Source organism: Streptomyces alboflavus, assembly GCF_000716675.1.
Classification (GTDB): domain Bacteria; phylum Actinomycetota; class Actinomycetes; order Streptomycetales; family Streptomycetaceae; genus Streptomyces; species Streptomyces alboflavus.
In genome coordinates this window covers 1-15,963 of the sequence record NZ_JNXT01000112.1, presented here as the reverse complement: position 1 = coordinate 15,963, position 15,963 = coordinate 1, and the positions used below count along the sequence as shown (strand labels likewise).

Here is a 15,963-nt window from a genome sequence, read left to right as displayed (position 1 = left end):
GGGTCGGGCGGTCCTTGGCCGAGCGGTCCTTCGTGGGGCGGGCGGGGCGGGACGGGCGCTCGCCCGCCGGGGGTTCGGGTGCGGGGCGTGCGGGGTTCTCCGTGGCCGCGGGGCGGTCCGTCGCCGACGGGCGCAGGCGGGGCCGGGGGACGACGCGGCGCAGGCGGCTCGTCTGGGGTTCCGCGCGCTGTTCGGGGATGGCGGCGCTGATGTCGTCGGGGTGGTCGGCCGCCGCTTCGACCAGTTCGTCGGGGGTGCCGAGGCCGTCCAGGATGCGGCGGATCGCGGCGGGGCTGTCGGCGGCGCCCGCGCGGCGGCGGTCGATCTCGCCGCGCAGCCCGGAGACGAGCCGCATCCGGGTGCCGGACGGCAGTTGGCGCTGCTGGGCCACGTCGCCGACGCGGCTCAGGTAGTCGAAGACGAGCTGGTCGCTCTCGATCCCCACGAAGTTCCCTCCGGGGCTGCGGTGTTGTGGCCCGACCTCGACGTTACCGTGATCCGCGGCGCCCGGCGCCCCTGCCCCCGCGCTGGCCGCGCCGCACTCGACGTCCCCCTTCTGTCACAGAACGTCGACAGCGCCAACCGAACACACGTGTCCCCCGTTCTTGTAGGGCAGTTCGACACCGCGTGCCGCACACCGCCACCCGTGGTGCCGCACACCGCCGCCCGCACCGAGCCGAGGAGACCCCCGCCATGACCGCCACGTCCCCTTCCCTGTTCCGGCGCCTCCGTGGCCGCGCCCTGGGACTCGCCGTGGCCGGTGCGGCCCTGGCCGTCGCCGCCCCCGTCGTGGTGACCGGTGCGGCCGGTCAGGCGGATGCCGCCGCCGACCCGGCCTCCGCGCTGAAGTTCACGGCCGCGGAGCGCAAGGACGCCCTCGCGTACTGGACGCCCGCCCGGATGAAGGCCGTCGGCCGGTCCGTGGACCTCGGCCCGTCAGGACCGAAGGCCAAGCCGTGGCAGGGCCCCAAGCTGAAGACCGTGGGCCGCCTGTTCTTCGTCAACTCCGGCGGCGCCGACACCTGGTGCACGGCCACCGCCGTGAAGAGCGCCAACCGCTCCGCCGTGATGACGGCCGCCCACTGCGTGCGCCGCGGCTCCTCCCCCGTGAACACCAACATCGACATGGTGTTCGTCCCCGGCTACCACAAGGGCAAGGCGCCCCACGGCGTGTTCCCGGTCCGTCAGGCCATCACCCCGCGCGCCTGGGAGACGGACTCCACCGACGACATGGCCACGCTGGTCGTCGCCCCCGACAAGAACGGCAAGAAGCTCACCGACGTCGTGGGCGCCCGCGCCGTCGCCTTCGACCGCCCCGTCGGCGGCACCGTCTCCGCCCTCGGCTACTCCGCGACCCGCCCGCAGCGCGGCGAGTCCCTGCTGCGCTGCGTCGGTACGGCGAAGAAGGAGCACGGCACGCAGGTCATCCCCTGCGACATGTCCGGCGGTTCCAGCGGCGGCCCCTGGTTCGCCGACTTCGACGCGAGCACCGGCCGGGGCACCCTGATCTCGGTCAACAGCGCGCTCGACTCCCTGGAGCCGACCAAGATGTACGGCGAGGTGTTCGGGAGCCTGGCGAAGAAGGTGTACGAGCGGGCGCAGAACGCCTGACGGGGGTGGGCGAGGGCGCCCGCGCCGGTCCCCGGGCCGCGCGGGTGCGGTCCGCCCCGCGCGGCGCGGGCGCCCGCCCCGGCCCGGCCCGGCGGGCGACCCGCTACCGTGGCGAGGATGAGCACCCCGGACGCCCCCCGTTCCCTGGCGGAAGCCCTCCGGGCGAGCGACGACGCGGCCATGGTCGCGTTGTTGCGGACCCGGCCGGATCTCCTGACGCCGGTCCCGAACGACCTGACGCAGCTCGCGACGCGCGCGGGCACGCGGGCGTCCGTCGTGCGCGCGCTCGAACGGCTCGACCGGTTCGCGCAGCAGGTCGCGGAGGCGCTGGCGGTGGCGGGGGACCCAGCGACGTACGGGGAACTCCTCGGTCTTTTGGCGGGCGACGGCACCGGCGGGGGCGACGCGGCGCGGGCCGAGGGCGCAGCCGCCGAGGCCGCCGACGCTGCCGATGCCGCCGATGCCGCCGATGCCGCCGAGGTGCGGGATGCCCTCGACCGCGCGCTCGCCACCCTGCGCGGGCAGGCCCTGGTCTGGGGCGGCGACGACCGGCTCCGCCTGGTCCGCACCGCCCGCGAACTCCTCGCGCCGACCCCGCAGCGGCCCTCCCCCACGGGGCTCGGGCCGACCGTCGCGGAGGCGATGGCGGGGATGTCGCCGGGGCGGGTGCAGAGCCTGGTCGCGGCGGCGGGGCTGGCCGCCACGCACGACGCGGTGTCGGCCGTGGGGGCGCTGACGGCGCTGTTCACCGACCGTACGCGGATGGCGGCGCTCCTGGACGAGGCGCCCGCCGAGTCCGTGGAGGTCCTGTCACGGCTCGTGTGGGGGCCGCCGTACGGCCAGGTCACCGCCGAACCGGCGGCGCACCTGCGCTGGCTGATCGACCGGGGGCTGCTCCTGCCGACCGCGCCGGGCACGGTCGTACTGCCCCGGGAGGCGGCCCTGCATCTGCGCGGCGGGCGCGCCCACCGCGTCCTGGAGGCGGCCGCCCCGCCCGTGGAGGCCGCGCGCGAGCACCGTCCACAGGTTGTGGACGCGACCGCGGCGGGCCAGGCGCACATGGCGCTCGCGACCGTCGAGGAACTCCTCAAGGACTGGGACGAGGGCGGGCCCGCGGTGCTGCGGGCGGGCGGCCTGAGCGTGCGCGACCTGAAGCGGACTGCGGTGGCCCTCGACGTGCCGGAGCCGCAGGCCGCGTTCTGGGTGGAACTCGCGTACGCCGCCGGGCTCCTCGCGGCGGACGGCGAGGCCGACGAGCGGTACGCGGCGACGCCCGCGTACGACACGTGGCAGGAGCTGCCCGCCGCCGAGCGGTGGGCGGGCCTCGCCGCAGCGTGGCTCGCCGCGACCCGTACGGCGGGACTGGTCGGCGGCCGCGACTCCAAGGACCGGACCCTGTCCGCGCTCGGCCCCGGCCTGGACCGCTCCGCCGCGCCCGAGGTGCGCCACCGCGTCCTGACGCTCCTAACGGAGCTCCCCGAGGGTTCCGCCCCCGCCCCCGAGTCCCTCCTGGCCCGCCTCCGCTGGGAACGACCGCCTGGCGCGGGCGCGTCCGACCTGCGGTCACGCCTGGCCACCTGGACCCTGACCGAGGCGGAACTCCTCGGTGTGCCCCGGGGCCCCCGGACCCCCCCCCCCCCCGCGCCCCCCCCCCCCCCCCCCCCCCCGCCCCGGGGCGGTCGTCCCACCCACCCACCCGTTCACCCTGGGCCGCAGGGCGAAGCGGAGGCCGATGGCGGTCAGCCCGCGCCTCGAGGCGGGGCGGGGGCGGGGGGCGCGCAGCCTGGGCCGCAGGGCGAAACGGAGGCCGATGGCGGGCAGCCCGGGCCACGGGGCGGGGCGAGGACGGGAGGCGCGCAGCCTGGGCCGCAGGGCGAAACGGAGGCCGATGGCGGGCAGCCCGCGCCGCAGGGCGGGGCGAGGGCGGGGGGCGCGCAGCCTGGGCCGCGGGGCCGGGTGGGGGCCGGGGCCGGAATCAAGGCCGGGGAGCCCGGGCCGCAGGGTGAAGCGGAGGCCGGGGCGGGGCAGCCTGAGCCAGGAAGCCGGGCGGGGGCCGGGGCCGGGCAGCGCGGAGCTCTCGGCAGGGCCGGGGCCGGTCGCACTGGACCGCACGGCGGGGCGAAAGCACGCGAGGCGGAAGCCGCGCGGCTCCTCGCCCCCCTCCTCCCCGAACCCCTCGACCACGTGCTCCTCCAGGCCGACCTCACCGCGGTCGCGCCGGGGCCGTTGCAGCGGCCGCTCGCCGACGCGCTGACCGTGCTCGCCGACGTCGAGTCGAAGGGCGGAGCGACCGTGTACCGCTTCACGCCCGGCTCCGTACGCCGCGCGCTCGACGCCGGACAGAGCGCGTCCGACCTGCACGCCTTTCTCGCCGCGCACTCCCGTACGCCGGTCCCGCAGCCGCTGACGTACCTGATCGACGACGTCGCACGGAAACACGGCCACCTGCGCATCGGCGCCGCGTCGGCGTACGTGCGCTGCGACGACGAGGGCGTCCTCAACGAGATCCTCGCCGACAAGCGCGCCCAGGGCCTGCGCCTGCGCCGCCTCGCGCCGACCGTCCTCGCCACCCAGGCCGACCCGGCGGCGCTCCTCGAAGGACTGCGCTCCCTCGGCTTCGCCCCGTCCGCCGAGAGCGCCGAGGGCGACGTCCTCATCACCCGCGCGCACAGCCACCGCACCCCGCCGCGCACCCCGCCGGAGCCCGTCCCCGACGGCCCGCCGCTGCCCGACACCACCCTCATCGACGCCGCCGTACGCGCCATCCGCGCCGGCGACCTGGCCTCCACGGCCCCCCGCAAGACCGCGACCCCTGGCACCCCCGGCACCGGCGAGCTCCCCCGCACCACCCCCGCCGAGACCCTCGCCACCATGCAGGCCGCCGTCCTCACCGGCGAGACCCTCTGGATCGGCTACGTCAACGCCGAGGGCGCCGCCAGCCAGCGCGTCATCGCCCCCGTCCGCGTCGAGGGCGGCTTCGTCACGGCCTACGACCACACGGCCGACGAGATCCGCACGTATCCCCTGCACCGGGTCACGGGGGTCGCGGAACTGGCGGACGACTGACGGACCCTGACCCGCACACGTCCGGGACTCTCGAAAGAGTGAACGCGTCCCGGACCGCCGGACACACCAGCACGTGATCCAACAGGGTTGCTCCCATGGTCAGTTCATCCCACGAGGGCTTACACCGCATCTTCCAGGAGCGGCCGGAGATCCTCGCCCCCGTCTTCCGCGTCCTGGGCGTTCCCTTCCCCGAGAAGGCGACCCTGGACGCGCTCACCCCTGATGTGACGGAGACCAAGCCGCTGGAGCGCCGCATCGACACCGTGCTGCGCATCGGCCCGTCCGACGGAGACGACTTCCTGCTCGCCGTCGAGGCACAGGGAGCGAGAAAACCCGACAAGGAGTCGAGCTGGCCTTACTACGTCGCCCACCTCCGGGCCAAGTACCGCCTGCCGGTGCTGCTGCTCGTGGTCTGCCAGGACCAGGCCACGGCCAAGTGGGCGGCCGGTCCCTTCGACTGCGGAGTCCGGGGCTGGACCACTCAGCGCACCCACCCGCTGGTCGTCGGTCCCGACAACCTGCCGGTGATCACCGATCAGCGGACGGCGGCGGAGAACCCGCGATGGCGGCCTTCTCCGCGCTGGCACACGCCCGCAGCCGCAACATCGACGCCATACTGGAAGCACTCGGCCGCAGCCTTCAACAGCAGGACGCGGAGGCAGCCGACTACTTCTACGAGTTCCTGGACATCAACCTGCGGGACACCGCAGCCGGAGACAAATGGAGGGACATCATGGGCTTCGTGAGCTACTTCCCCGGGCGCGGCACGGTCCGCGAGACGGCCTACCTCGACGGCAAGGCCGAAGGCAAGGCCGAGGGCAGGGCCGAAGGCGAGGCCAAGGGCAGGGCCGAGGGCAGGGTCGAGGCTCGCGTCTCACTGATCCTGCGGGCCCTGGAGATGCGCGGCATCCACGTTCCCGAGGACGTCCGGGAACGCATCACCGCCTGCACCGACCCCTACACCCTCAGCCTCTGGTTCGACAAGGCGCTCACCGTCACGACGGTGGAGGGCCTCTTCGGACCGGCCTCCGCCCCCTCGACGGACACCTCCGACGCGAGCTGAGCGACGCCCACCAGGAATGCCCTCCGTACGGCGGCCCGGGACCAGGACTGGTCCCGGGCCGCCGCGCGTGGTCAGGACGACGCGTTCCCCGTCAGCAGCAGGACCAGGAACACCGCCACGCCGAGCGCCTCAAGGATCGGCTCCGCCAGGAGGGCCGCAGCCGTCGCCAGGGCCGCGGTCAGCGCCGCCGCGAGGGCGAGGGTGCGCCGCGGGCTTCGGGGAGCCGGGGGCGCGTACCAGTGGGGGCGGTCGGGCGGTGCGGGGTGGCTGGTCATGGGTCAAGGCAAGCCGCCCGGGCGCGGGCGCGGCACCGTGCGGGTACTCAGACGACGGCCCCGCACCCGCGTACTCGTACTCAGGCGCTACGGCGGCCCGCCGCCGTCCGCGCGGCGATGCGGCACACTGGATGTTTGGCCTAGCGAAAGGGCACCCCCCGGTGAACGGACCGCTCATCGTCCAGTCGGACAAGACTCTGCTTCTCGAGGTCGACCACGACCAGGCCGACGCCTGCCGCCGCGCGATCGCCCCGTTCGCGGAGCTGGAGCGCGCGCCCGAGCACATCCACACGTACCGCGTCACTCCGCTCGGCCTGTGGAACGCGCGGGCCGCCGGGCACGACGCCGAGCAGGTCGTGGACGCCCTCGTCGAGTTCTCGCGGTATCCCGTGCCGCACGCCCTGCTCGTGGACGTGGCCGAGACCATGGCGCGGTACGGGCGCCTCACGCTCAGCAAGCACCCCGTGCACGGCCTTGTCCTGACCTCCACCGACCGGCCGGTCCTGGAGGAGATCCTGCGGTCGAAGAAGGTGCAGCCGCTCGTCGGGGCGCGGATCGACCCCGACACCGTCGCCGTGCACCCCTCCGAGCGCGGCCAGATCAAGCAGACCCTCCTCAAGCTGGGCTGGCCCGCCGAGGACCTCGCCGGGTACGTCGACGGCGAGGCCCACAAGATCGACCTGCGCGAGGACGGCTGGGCGCTGCGCCCCTACCAGCGCCAGGCCGTCGAGGGCTTCTGGCACGGCGGCAGCGGCGTCGTCGTGCTGCCCTGCGGCGCCGGCAAGACGCTCGTCGGGGCCGGTGCCATGGCCGAGGCCAAGGCCACGACCCTCATCCTCGTCACGAACACCGTCTCCGCCCGGCAGTGGAAGCACGAGCTGGTCAAGCGGACCTCCCTCACCGAGGACGAGATCGGGGAGTACAGCGGGACGAAGAAGGAGATCCGGCCCGTCACCATCGCCACGTATCAGGTGCTTACGACCAGGCGGAAGGGCGTCTATCCGCATCTGGAGCTCTTCGACTCCCGGGACTGGGGGCTCATCGTCTACGACGAGGTGCATCTGCTGCCCGCGCCCGTCTTCAAGTTCACCGCCGATCTGCAGGCGCGGCGGCGGCTGGGGCTCACCGCGACCCTCGTCCGTGAGGACGGGCGCGAGTCGGATGTCTTCTCGCTCATCGGGCCCAAGCGGTTCGACGCGCCCTGGAAGGAGATCGAGGCGCAGGGCTACATCGCTCCCGCCGACTGCGTCGAGGTGCGCGTCAACCTCACGGACAGCGAGCGGCTCGCGTACGCCACCGCCGAGGCCGAGGAGAAGTACCGGTTCTGTGCGACCACCGCGACCAAGCGGAAGGTCACCGAGGCGCTGGTGCGCAAGCATCAGGGGCAGCAGACGCTGGTCATCGGGCAGTACATCGACCAGCTCGACGAGCTGGGTGAGCATCTGGACGCGCCCGTCATCAAGGGCGAGACCACCAACGCCCAGCGCGAGAAGCTCTTCGACGCGTTCCGGGAGGGCGAGATCTCCGTGCTCGTCGTCTCCAAGGTCGCCAACTTCTCGATCGACCTGCCGGAGGCGACGGTCGCCATCCAGGTGTCCGGGACGTTCGGGTCCCGGCAGGAGGAGGCACAGCGGCTCGGCCGGGTGCTTCGGCCCAAGGCCGACGGGCACGAGGCCCGCTTCTACTCCGTCGTCGCCCGGGACACCATCGACCAGGACTTCGCCGCTCATCGGCAGCGGTTCCTGGCGGAGCAGGGGTACGCGTACCGGATTCTGGACGCGGATTCGGTGCTGGCGGAGGAGTAGGCCCGCGGGGTTCTACGGCAGCTGCTCGGTGGCTGCCGGACGGGCGGGAACTAGCGGCGGCGGACGCCCGCCTCCTCCGCGTACTCCCCGAGCACGGTCACGCCGAACGCGGCCGTGACGAAGACCTTCGCGGCGCGCAGGGTGGCGCCGAGGCGGTGCGGGCGGTGGGTGTCGGAGAGGGCCGTCGCGCCGGGGGCGGAGCGGGGGCCGGGGAGCTTCGGGGCGGACAGGGACGCGGGGGTGAAGGTTGCGCTGCTCATGTATCCATGGTCGGTTCCGGGGGCCGCGCGCACATCGGCCTGCGGGGGTAAACGTCGGCGTCCGCCGGTAGGACTCGGGGCCCGTGGGCGGCCTCCGCCGGTAGGACCAGCGGGGGTCTGCCCGTACGCCTCGGGAGGGACACGCGGGGACTACGGCCCTCAGGGTTTTCTCGGGGGTGCGTCAGGGTTTGCCGCCCCCGGCCGCTCCAGGGGCGCACCCGGGACCCGCACCCCGGCGCCCCGCCGCCCGCCCCGCGGAAAAACCGTTTGGCCCGCCCCATCCCCGTAACTAAGATTCCCCCTTCCCGCCTCCCGCCCAGCGGAGCGCCGCCGCCCGGCCGGAAACCGGCGGCCCCGAGCCACGCACCGAGCACACCCCGCACCCGCCGCCGGAGGCCACCGAAGTGAACGCCGCGCCCTCAGACCCCCTTGCCCGTGAACAGGCGCACCTGGCCGCGTCCCGTGCCGCGCTGCGCGCCATGCGCGAGGACGTCGAGTCCCTGGACATCCGGGACGTGACGACGAACTGGGTGAACGCCCAGGTCCTCCAGGGCCAGATCGACGAGCGCATCAAGGCCCTGGCCGACCTCTCGCACACGCCGCTGTTCTTCGGCCGCCTCGACTTCCTGCACGCGCCCGGGGCGGACCAGGCCGAGGGCGCGGAAGTTCAGAAGGGGAGCGCAGCGACTTCCGCGCAAGGGCGGGGGCGGGAGACGGGCGGGCAGTTCTACATCGGGCGGCGGCATGTGCACGACGCCGACGGCGACCCGATGGTCATCGACTGGCGCGCGCCCGTCTCGCAGCCGTTCTACCGCGCGTCGAAGAAGGACCCGCAGGACGTCGGGCTGCGCCGCCGGTTCGGTTACACCGGCGGTGACCTCACGGCGTACGAGGACGAGCATCTGACGGACGCCACCGAGGCCGAGCAGGTCAGCAAGCTGCTCCAGGAGGAGATCGAGCGGCCGCGCGTCGGCCCGATGCGGGACATCGTCGCGACGATCCAGCCGGAGCAGGACGAGATCGTGCGCGGCGGCCTCGGCGGGTCCGTGTGCGTGCAGGGCGGGCCCGGCACCGGGAAGACGGCGGTCGGCCTGCACCGGGTCGCCTACCTCCTGTACGCCCACCGGGAGCGGCTCGCCCGCACCGGCACCCTGGTCATCGGGCCGAACCGCTCCTTCCTGCACTACATCGAGCAGGTCCTGCCCGCGCTCGGCGAGTTGGAGGTGCGCCAGGCGACGGTCGCCGACCTCGTCGCGCACGTCGAGGTGCGCGGCACGGACGAGCCGGACGCCGCCCTGGTGAAGGGCGACGCGCGGATGGCGGAGGTGCTGCGGCGGGCGCTGCGGTCGCACGTCACGATGCCGCAGGAGGCGATCGTGGTGGTGCGCGGATCGCGGCGGTGGCGGGTACCGGTGTACGAATTCGAGGAGATCGTAAGGGAGTTGCTGGCGCGCGACATGCGGTACGGGGCCGCGCGCGAGGCCCTGCCGCAGCGCCTCGCGCACGCCGTGCTCGTGCAGATGGAGCGGTCCGGGGAGGCGCCGGACGACCGGGTGCAGGACGCGGTGGCGCGCAACGCGGCGGTGAAGGCGGCCGTCAAGGCGGTGTGGCCGCAGGTCGATCCGGCGCGGCTGGTGCTGCGGCTGCTCGGCGACGCGGAGTTCCTGGCGGAGCACGCCGAGGGGCTGCTCTCGGAGGCGGAGCAGAAGGCGGTGCTGTGGGCGAAGGCGCCGCGCACGCCGAAGAGCGCCAAGTGGTCGGCGGCGGACGCGGTGTTGATCGACGAGGCGGCGGACCTGGTGGCCCGTACGCACTCGCTCGGCCATGTCGTCCTCGACGAGGCGCAGGACCTGTCCCCGATGCAGTACCGCGCCGTCGGGCGGCGCTGCACCACCGGGTCCGTGACCGTGCTCGGCGACCTCGCGCAGGGCACCACGCCGTGGGCGACGCCGAGTTGGGGCGAGGCACTGGCGCACCTGGGCAAGTCCGACGCCGTGGTGGAGGAGCTGACGGCCGGTTTTCGCGTACCGCGCGAGGTGATCGCGTACGCCTCGCGGCTGCTGCCCGCCATCGCGCCCGGCCTCGCGGAGGTCAGCTCGGTCCGCGAGGCCCCCGGCTCGCTGTCCGTGCGCCACGTCGACGACCTCGACGCGGCCGCCCTCGCCGCCTGCGCCGAGTCGCTCCGCCAGGAGGGCTCCATCGGCCTGATCGCCGCCGACCACCGCGTCCCCGCCCTCGCGGCGGCGCTCGCCGCGGCCGGTGTCACCTACCTGGCCCCCGGCGAGGAGACCACCCCCGACACCCGCCTCACCCTCGTCCCCGCGTCCCTGGCCAAGGGCCTCGAGTACGACTACGTGGTCCTGGACGAGCCCGCGGCGGTGGTGGCCGCCGAACCCGACGAACGCACCGGCCTGCGGCGCCTGTACGTGGCGCTGACGCGAGCGGTGTCGGGCCTGACAGTGCTGCATTCGGCGCCGCTGCCGGAGGTGCTGCGTTCGGCGCCGCTGCCGGAGGTCCTTGCGGGCGGGGCCGGGGCCGGGGCCTAGGTCAGGCGGAGTCCAGGGTGCGCCGCCACACGGCGACCGCGTCGGCGGAGACCGGTGCGTCCCAGCCGTCGGGCCGGGCCGCACCGCCGATGTGGAAGGCGTCGAGCCCCGCCGCGCGGAGCTGCGGGACGTGGTCGAGGCGGAGGCCGCCGCCGACGAGGATGCGGGGCTCGTACCCCGGCTCCCCGGAGCGCGCGGCCTCGGCGAGGAGGGTGGGCAGGCCCTCGTCGACCCCGGCGGCGGCACCCGCGGTGAGGTAGGTGTCGAGCCCGGGCAGGTCGGCGAGCTGCTTGCGCAGGGCGTCCCGGTCGGCGGCCCGGTCGATGGCCCGGTGGAACGTCCACCGGCACCCGTCGATGGCCTCCACGACCGCGTCGACGGCGGCGACGTCCGCCCCGCCCGCCTCGTCGAGGAACCCGATGACGAACTCGTCGGCCCCCGCGTCCCGCAACTCCCGCGCCCGCCGCGCCAGCGCGTCCACGTCCCCGGCGGCGAACCCGTCGGCGAGCCGCAGCATGACGCGCAGCGCGATGTCGACGCGGGAGCGGATCTCCGTGAAGGTCGCGACGGACGGCGTGAGCCCGTCCGCGGCCATGTCGGTGACCAGCTCTAGGCGGTCCGCACCTCCGGCCTGGGCGGCGACCGCGTCCTCGGCGTCGAGGGCGATCACCTCCAGGAGCGCGCGCTTGCTCATGGATGTCTTCCTTCTGGAGTCGGGGCCGGCTGTGGTCTTGCGTCGTGCGGAGCGCCGACTACAGAAACACAGGTCTAGTCCAATTACCAGGGTACGCGCAGATCACCCCGGCGCGCATCGCATCGCACCGGGGTGATCAGGCCACGCACCGAGTTGATCAGGCCACAGCAGGGTCAGCTCAGCGGCTTGAACCCGCGCAGCCGCAGGCTGTTGCCGACCACGAAGACCGACGAGAAGGCCATGGCGGCACCGGCGATCATCGGGTTCAGGAGGCCCGCCGCGGCCAGCGGCAGCGCGCCGACGTTGTAGGCGAAGGCCCAGAACAGGTTGGACTTGATGGTGCCGAGGGTGCGGCGCGAGAGCCGGATGGCGTCGGCCGCGGCCCGCAGGTCGCCGCGGACGAGGGTGAGGTCGCCCGCCTCGATGGCCGCGTCCGTACCCGTGCCCATGGCGAGCCCGAGGTCGGCCTGCGCGAGCGCCGCCGCGTCGTTGACGCCGTCGCCGACCATGGCGACCGAACGCCCCTCGCCCTGGAGCCGCTTGACCACGTCGACCTTGTCCTGCGGAAGCACCTCGGCGATGACGTGCTCGGGCGCGATGCCGACCTCGGCGGCGACGGAGGCCGCGACGGCCGCGTTGTCGCCGGTGAGCAGGATCGGCGTGAGTCCGAGTTCACGCAGGCGGCGGATGGCCTCCGGGCTGGTCTCCTTCACGGCGTCGGCGACTTCGAGGACGGCCCGCGCCTCGCCGTCCCAGGCGACCGCGATGGCCGTACGCCCGGCCTTCTCGGCCTCGTCCTTGGCCCGCTTCAGCCCGGCGGGCAGCTCCATGGCCCACTCGGCCAGCAACTGCTCCCGGCCCACCAGGACCGCGTGCCCGTCGACGATCCCCTGCACCCCGAGCCCGGGGACGTTCGCGAAGTCCTCCGGCGCGGGCAGCGCTCCGACGCGCTCGGTGGCGCCCGCCGCGACGGCCTGGGCGATCGGGTGCTCCGACGCGTGCTCCAACGCGCCTGCGAGGCGCAGGACTTCACCCTCATCCGCGCCCTCGGCCACGTGCGTGGCGAGCAGGGTCATCCGGCCCGTGGTGACCGTGCCGGTCTTGTCCAGGACGATCGTGTCGACGCGCCGCGTGGACTCCAGGACCTCCGGGCCCTTGATCAGGATGCCGAGCTGGGCGCCGCGCCCGGTGCCGACCATGAGCGCGGTCGGCGTGGCGAGGCCCAGGGCGCACGGGCAGGCGATGATCAGTACGGCGACGGCGGCCGTGAACGCGGCGGTGAGCCCCGCGCCGTTGCCGAGCCAGAAGCCGAGCGTGGCGACGGCGAGCGCGATGACGACGGGCACGAAGACGCCCGAGATGCGGTCGGCGAGCCGCTGGGCGGCGGCCTTGCCGTTCTGCGCGTCCTCGACGAGCCGCGCCATCCGGGCGAGCTGGGTGTCGGCGCCGACGCGGGTGGCCTCGACGACGAGGCGGCCGCCGACGTTCAGGGTGGCGCCGGTGACGGCGTCGCCGGGGGCGACCTCCACGGGCACGGACTCGCCGGTGAGCATGGAGGCGTCGACGGCGGACGAGCCCTCGACGACGCGCCCGTCGGTGGCGATCTTCTCGCCGGGCCGGACGAGGAAGTGGTCACCGGCCTTGAGCTCGCTCACCGGAACGGTCTCCTCGCGCCCGTCCCGTACGACCGTGACGTCCTTGGCGCCCAGTTCGAGCAGCGCCTTGAGGGCAGCGCCCGCCTTCCGCTTCGAGCGGGCCTCGAAGTACCGCCCGGCGAGGATGAAGGCGGTGACCCCGGCCGCGGCCTCCAGGTAGATGTTCGCGGCGCCGTCGCTGCGCTCGATGGTCAGCTCGAAGGCGTGCGTCATGCCGGGCATCCCCGCGGAGCCGAAGAACAGCGCCCAGAGCGACCACAGGAACGCCGCCGACGTACCGACCGATATCAGCGTGTCCATGGTGGCCGCGCCGTGCCGGGCGTTGGTGACGGCCGCCTTGTGGAAGGGCCAGGCGGCGTACGTGACGACGGGCGCCGCGAGCGTCAGGGACAGCCACTGCCAGTACTCGAACTGGAGCGCCGGGACCATCGCCATCGCGATCACGGGCACGGAGAGCACGACGGCGGTGATCAGCCGCTCCCGCAGGGGCCGCAGCGCGGCGGCGTCGGCGTCTTCGCCGTCCGCCCCGCCCGCCGCTCCCCCGCCGGGCTCCGTGGCCGGCGGGGCGGGCTCCTTGGCGGTGTAGCCCGTGGCCTCGACGGTGGCGATCAGGTCGGCCACGGCGACGTCGTCGCCGTTGTAGGTGACCTTGGCCTTCTCGGTGGCGTAGTTGACGGTCGCCTCGACACCGTCCATGCGGTTCAGCTTCTTCTCGATGCGGGCGGCGCAGGAGGCGCAGGTCATGCCGCCGATGGCGAGCTCAGTCTGCGCGGTCCGCGCTGTCTCAGTGGTGGACATGCCAGCTACTCCTCGTACCGGGTACCCCGGGTCGGTATCGCCTTACGAGTCCATGTATACCCCTGGGGGGTATCAGAACGCAAGCAGACCCCGGGGAAGAACCGGGCTTGACTTGATACCCCCAGGGGGTATCGTCGTCCTCATGAATACAGGACTGCGGATCACCGCGTACGCCACAGCGGTCGCGGCGGCGTTCGGCGCCGCGTACGCCGTGGGCACGAACGTCGACACCGTGAGCAAGCCGGTGGCGCACAGCGAGAAGAAGGACCACGGCGGCGGGCACGCCGAGCAGGGCGCCGCGAAGAAGGCCGCCGCTCCGGCCGGACTCCAGGTCTCCGCCCACGGGTACGCGCTCGACCTCAAGACGCCCCGCGCGAAGGCGGGCGAGCGCGCCGACCTGCGCTTCACCGTCCGGAAGGAGTCCTCGGGGGCGCCCCTGAAGACGTACGAGAAGGACCACGGCAAGGAGCTGCACCTGATCCTCGCCTCACGGGACCTGACGACCTTCCGCCATCTGCATCCCACGCTCCCCCAAGCTCTTAAGGAGCAGGGAGGTACCCCCATCGCCGACGGCACCTGGTCGGTCCCGGCGAAGCTGCCGAAGGCCGGGGACTACCGCGTCTTCGCGGACTTCACGCCCCGGGGCGCCGGGCAGAAGGTCACCCTCGGCACGGACCTGGCCGTGACCGGCCCGTACGCCCCCGGGAAGCTGCCGCCCGTGACCGCGACGGCCAAGGCCCCCGACGGGTACGAAGTGCGCCTGACCGGCGGGCTCACCCCCGGCAAGCCCCGCGAGGTGACCCTCCGCGTCACCCGCGACGGCCGTCCCGTCACCGACCTCCAGCCCTACCTCGGCGCCTACGGCCACCTCGTCGCCCTGCGGGCCGGTGACCTCGCCTACCTGCACGTCCACCCGAACGGCGAACCGGGCGACGGCGCGACGAAGCCCGGGCCCGAGGTGTCGTTCACCGCGACGGCGCCGAGCGCGGGGGCGTACCGCCTGTTCCTGGACTTCCGGCACGAGGGCGTGGTGCGGACGGCGGCGTTCACGGTGCGGGCGGGCGGGGGGCCGCACGAGGCGGGGGGCGGGACGGAGGCGCCCCACGGTCACTGAGGCGCCCCGCCACCGTGCTTGCCGACCCTGTCGGCCCGTCGGCCCTCAGCTGAAGATGCTCAACTCCTCCTGCGTCGCCCCCGCCAGCTCGAACTTCGAGTCGGACAGGGGGCGGCCCGCGTACAGCCGCACCAGCGTCGGGGCGTCCCCGATGTACCGGGCCGGAGGGCGGCTGCCGTCCGTGACGCCCAGGATCAGCGGCTCGTCGAAGCCGTCGATGTCCGCGTGCAGGGGCGGGGCCGAGGACTTCTTGCTGAACGCGGCGAGCAGCGGCAGCGCGTCGACGAGGCCGTCACCGCCGTACGCGCCCGGCAGGCCCCACGCGTCCCGTACGTCGCCCGCGTGCACCCACTCGCCCAGCGCCACGCCGTCGAACAGGCCCTTCGACGCGGCGATGGCCGCGCCCGCGTTCGTCATGCCGTGCTCCAGCTCGTCCACGATGCGGGAGGTGGGCCAGTGCGCGCGTTCCGCGATGTCCCGGTCGTTGCCCTCGGCGGTGAACACCCCCTCCTCGAAGCGGCTCTCGATCACTCGGCTCAGGGCGGCCGAGCAGTGCGCGAGGACGTCGCGGACCGACCAGCCGGGGCAGCAGGTGGGGGCCGCGAACGCCTCGTCGGCGGCGGAGCGCAGGAGGGGGATGAGGGCGTCCCGCTCCGTGCGCAGGAGCCGGCCCGGGCGGTCGGATTCGTACGCTTCGTCGGGCGTGTTCGCGTCGTCGTACGTCATGGCGGCCAGCCAAGCGGGCGTTGCCCCGAAAGGCAACGTCCAGCCCCGTTTTCCCCCACCCCACGTCCGGCCCGCGTGGGCCCGCCCCCCGATCGCGCTGCGCGCTCGTCCTCAAACGCCGGACGGGCTCTCTCCCACCCACCCGCCCGAACCTGCACCGGGCCGAGCAACAGCCCGGCACCCTCAGCCCCGCAAGGCTCACCCCGAATCGGCGCTCCGCGCCTCGTCCTCAAAAACCCGACCGGCTCTCTCCCACCCCCCCACCCCCCCTCCTTCCCCAACCCCGGGCCTCTGCCCCTGGACCCCGGGGGTGGGTGTCCCGTGGCGGGTGGGACAGTCCTCCCCCGATC

Annotated in this window: 12 protein-coding genes and 1 pseudogene; 7 read left to right on the top strand and 6 right to left on the bottom strand. The window is 74.2% G+C overall.

Annotated elements, in window-relative coordinates; genetic code table 11:
• Positions 1-445: pseudogene (locus OO63_RS47300) on the bottom strand (hypothetical protein); the annotation flags it as partial.
• A 248-nt stretch (positions 446-693) separates the two neighbouring features.
• Here OO63_RS47300 and OO63_RS40475 point away from each other — a divergent pair.
• The 4 genes from OO63_RS40475 to OO63_RS47665 all read left to right on the top strand — a co-directional run bounded on the left by OO63_RS40475 (position 694) and on the right by OO63_RS47665 (position 5,740).
• Positions 694-1,611: a trypsin-like serine peptidase gene (locus OO63_RS40475; RefSeq protein WP_030363401.1), complete on the top strand. Its 918-nt coding sequence runs from the start codon at positions 694-696 to the stop codon at positions 1,609-1,611.
• Positions 1,612-1,728: 117 nt separating this feature from the next.
• A complete protein-coding gene (locus OO63_RS40470) occupies positions 1,729-4,677 on the top strand; it encodes a helicase C-terminal domain-containing protein (RefSeq protein ID WP_033264960.1) in 2,949 nt (982 codons plus the stop codon).
• Positions 4,678-4,772: 95 nt separating this feature from the next.
• Positions 4,773-5,423 (top strand): hypothetical protein, encoded by a 651-nt coding sequence (locus tag OO63_RS41885; protein WP_346009360.1) that lies wholly within the window; start codon positions 4,773-4,775, stop codon positions 5,421-5,423.
• Positions 5,411-5,740 carry a hypothetical protein gene (locus OO63_RS47665; RefSeq protein WP_346009359.1) on the top strand — a complete coding sequence of 110 codons (330 nt, stop codon included), beginning with the start codon at positions 5,411-5,413 and terminating at the stop codon, positions 5,738-5,740. Before OO63_RS41885 ends, OO63_RS47665 begins: the two co-directional genes overlap by 13 nt.
• A gap of 71 nt (positions 5,741-5,811) precedes the next feature.
• Here OO63_RS47665 and OO63_RS40460 read toward each other — a convergent pair whose 3' ends face one another.
• Complete coding sequence (locus tag OO63_RS40460; RefSeq protein ID WP_030363402.1) at positions 5,812-6,015, bottom strand: hypothetical protein; 204 nt, start codon at positions 6,013-6,015, stop codon at positions 5,812-5,814.
• Between the two features lie 161 nt (positions 6,016-6,176).
• Here OO63_RS40460 and OO63_RS40455 point away from each other — a divergent pair, with 161 nt between their 5' ends.
• The gene (locus tag OO63_RS40455; RefSeq protein ID WP_030363403.1) at positions 6,177-7,820 is read left to right on the top strand and encodes a DNA repair helicase XPB; all 1,644 of its coding nucleotides are present in this window, start codon (positions 6,177-6,179) and stop codon (positions 7,818-7,820) included.
• Between the two features lie 50 nt (positions 7,821-7,870).
• Here the strand turns inward: OO63_RS40455 and OO63_RS40450 are convergent, their stop codons facing one another.
• Entirely contained in the window at positions 7,871-8,080 is a 210-nt protein-coding gene (locus OO63_RS40450) for a hypothetical protein (RefSeq protein ID WP_030363404.1), read from the bottom strand.
• Between the two features lie 404 nt (positions 8,081-8,484).
• Between OO63_RS40450 and OO63_RS40445 the strand changes: the two genes are divergently transcribed.
• Positions 8,485-10,626: a HelD family protein gene (locus OO63_RS40445; RefSeq protein WP_051811774.1), complete on the top strand. Its 2,142-nt coding sequence runs from the start codon at positions 8,485-8,487 to the stop codon at positions 10,624-10,626.
• Position 10,627: 1 nt separating this feature from the next.
• On the opposite strand, the gene OO63_RS40440 is transcribed toward OO63_RS40445, so the two are convergent.
• Both OO63_RS40440 and OO63_RS40435 read right to left on the bottom strand, forming a co-directional pair.
• Positions 10,628-11,320 carry a copper homeostasis protein CutC gene (locus OO63_RS40440; RefSeq protein ID WP_030363406.1) on the bottom strand — a complete coding sequence of 231 codons (693 nt, stop codon included), beginning with the start codon at positions 11,318-11,320 and terminating at the stop codon, positions 10,628-10,630.
• A 173-nt stretch (positions 11,321-11,493) separates the two neighbouring features.
• The gene (locus tag OO63_RS40435; RefSeq protein WP_030363407.1) at positions 11,494-13,773 is read right to left on the bottom strand and encodes a heavy metal translocating P-type ATPase; all 2,280 of its coding nucleotides are present in this window, start codon (positions 13,771-13,773) and stop codon (positions 11,494-11,496) included.
• Positions 13,774-13,915: 142 nt separating this feature from the next.
• On the opposite strand from OO63_RS40435, the gene OO63_RS40430 reads away from it, so the two are divergent.
• On the top strand, positions 13,916-14,887 hold the full coding sequence (locus OO63_RS40430) for a hypothetical protein (protein WP_030363408.1): 972 nt from the start codon (positions 13,916-13,918) through the stop codon (positions 14,885-14,887).
• A 45-nt stretch (positions 14,888-14,932) separates the two neighbouring features.
• Here OO63_RS40430 and OO63_RS40425 read toward each other — a convergent pair whose 3' ends face one another.
• A complete protein-coding gene (locus tag OO63_RS40425; protein WP_030363409.1) occupies positions 14,933-15,613 on the bottom strand; it encodes a maleylpyruvate isomerase family mycothiol-dependent enzyme in 681 nt (226 codons plus the stop codon).
• Between the last annotated feature and the right edge of the window lie 350 nt (positions 15,614-15,963).

Coding starts and splice junctions, on each gene's coding strand:
- OO63_RS40430 (WP_030363408.1), top strand. CDS start 13,916: ATGAATACAGGACTGCGGATCACCGCGTACGCCACAGCGGTCGCGGCG.
- OO63_RS40470 (WP_033264960.1), top strand. CDS start 1,729: ATGAGCACCCCGGACGCCCCCCGTTCCCTGGCGGAAGCCCTCCGGGCG.
- OO63_RS40435 (WP_030363407.1), bottom strand. CDS start 13,773: ATGTCCACCACTGAGACAGCGCGGACCGCGCAGACTGAGCTCGCCATC.
- OO63_RS40425 (WP_030363409.1), bottom strand. CDS start 15,613: ATGACGTACGACGACGCGAACACGCCCGACGAAGCGTACGAATCCGAC.
- OO63_RS41885 (WP_346009360.1), top strand. CDS start 4,773: ATGGTCAGTTCATCCCACGAGGGCTTACACCGCATCTTCCAGGAGCGG.
- OO63_RS47665 (WP_346009359.1), top strand. CDS start 5,411: ATGGGCTTCGTGAGCTACTTCCCCGGGCGCGGCACGGTCCGCGAGACG.
- OO63_RS40440 (WP_030363406.1), bottom strand. CDS start 11,320: ATGAGCAAGCGCGCGCTCCTGGAGGTGATCGCCCTCGACGCCGAGGAC.
- OO63_RS40460 (WP_030363402.1), bottom strand. CDS start 6,015: ATGACCAGCCACCCCGCACCGCCCGACCGCCCCCACTGGTACGCGCCC.
- OO63_RS40475 (WP_030363401.1), top strand. CDS start 694: ATGACCGCCACGTCCCCTTCCCTGTTCCGGCGCCTCCGTGGCCGCGCC.
- OO63_RS40450 (WP_030363404.1), bottom strand. CDS start 8,080: ATGAGCAGCGCAACCTTCACCCCCGCGTCCCTGTCCGCCCCGAAGCTC.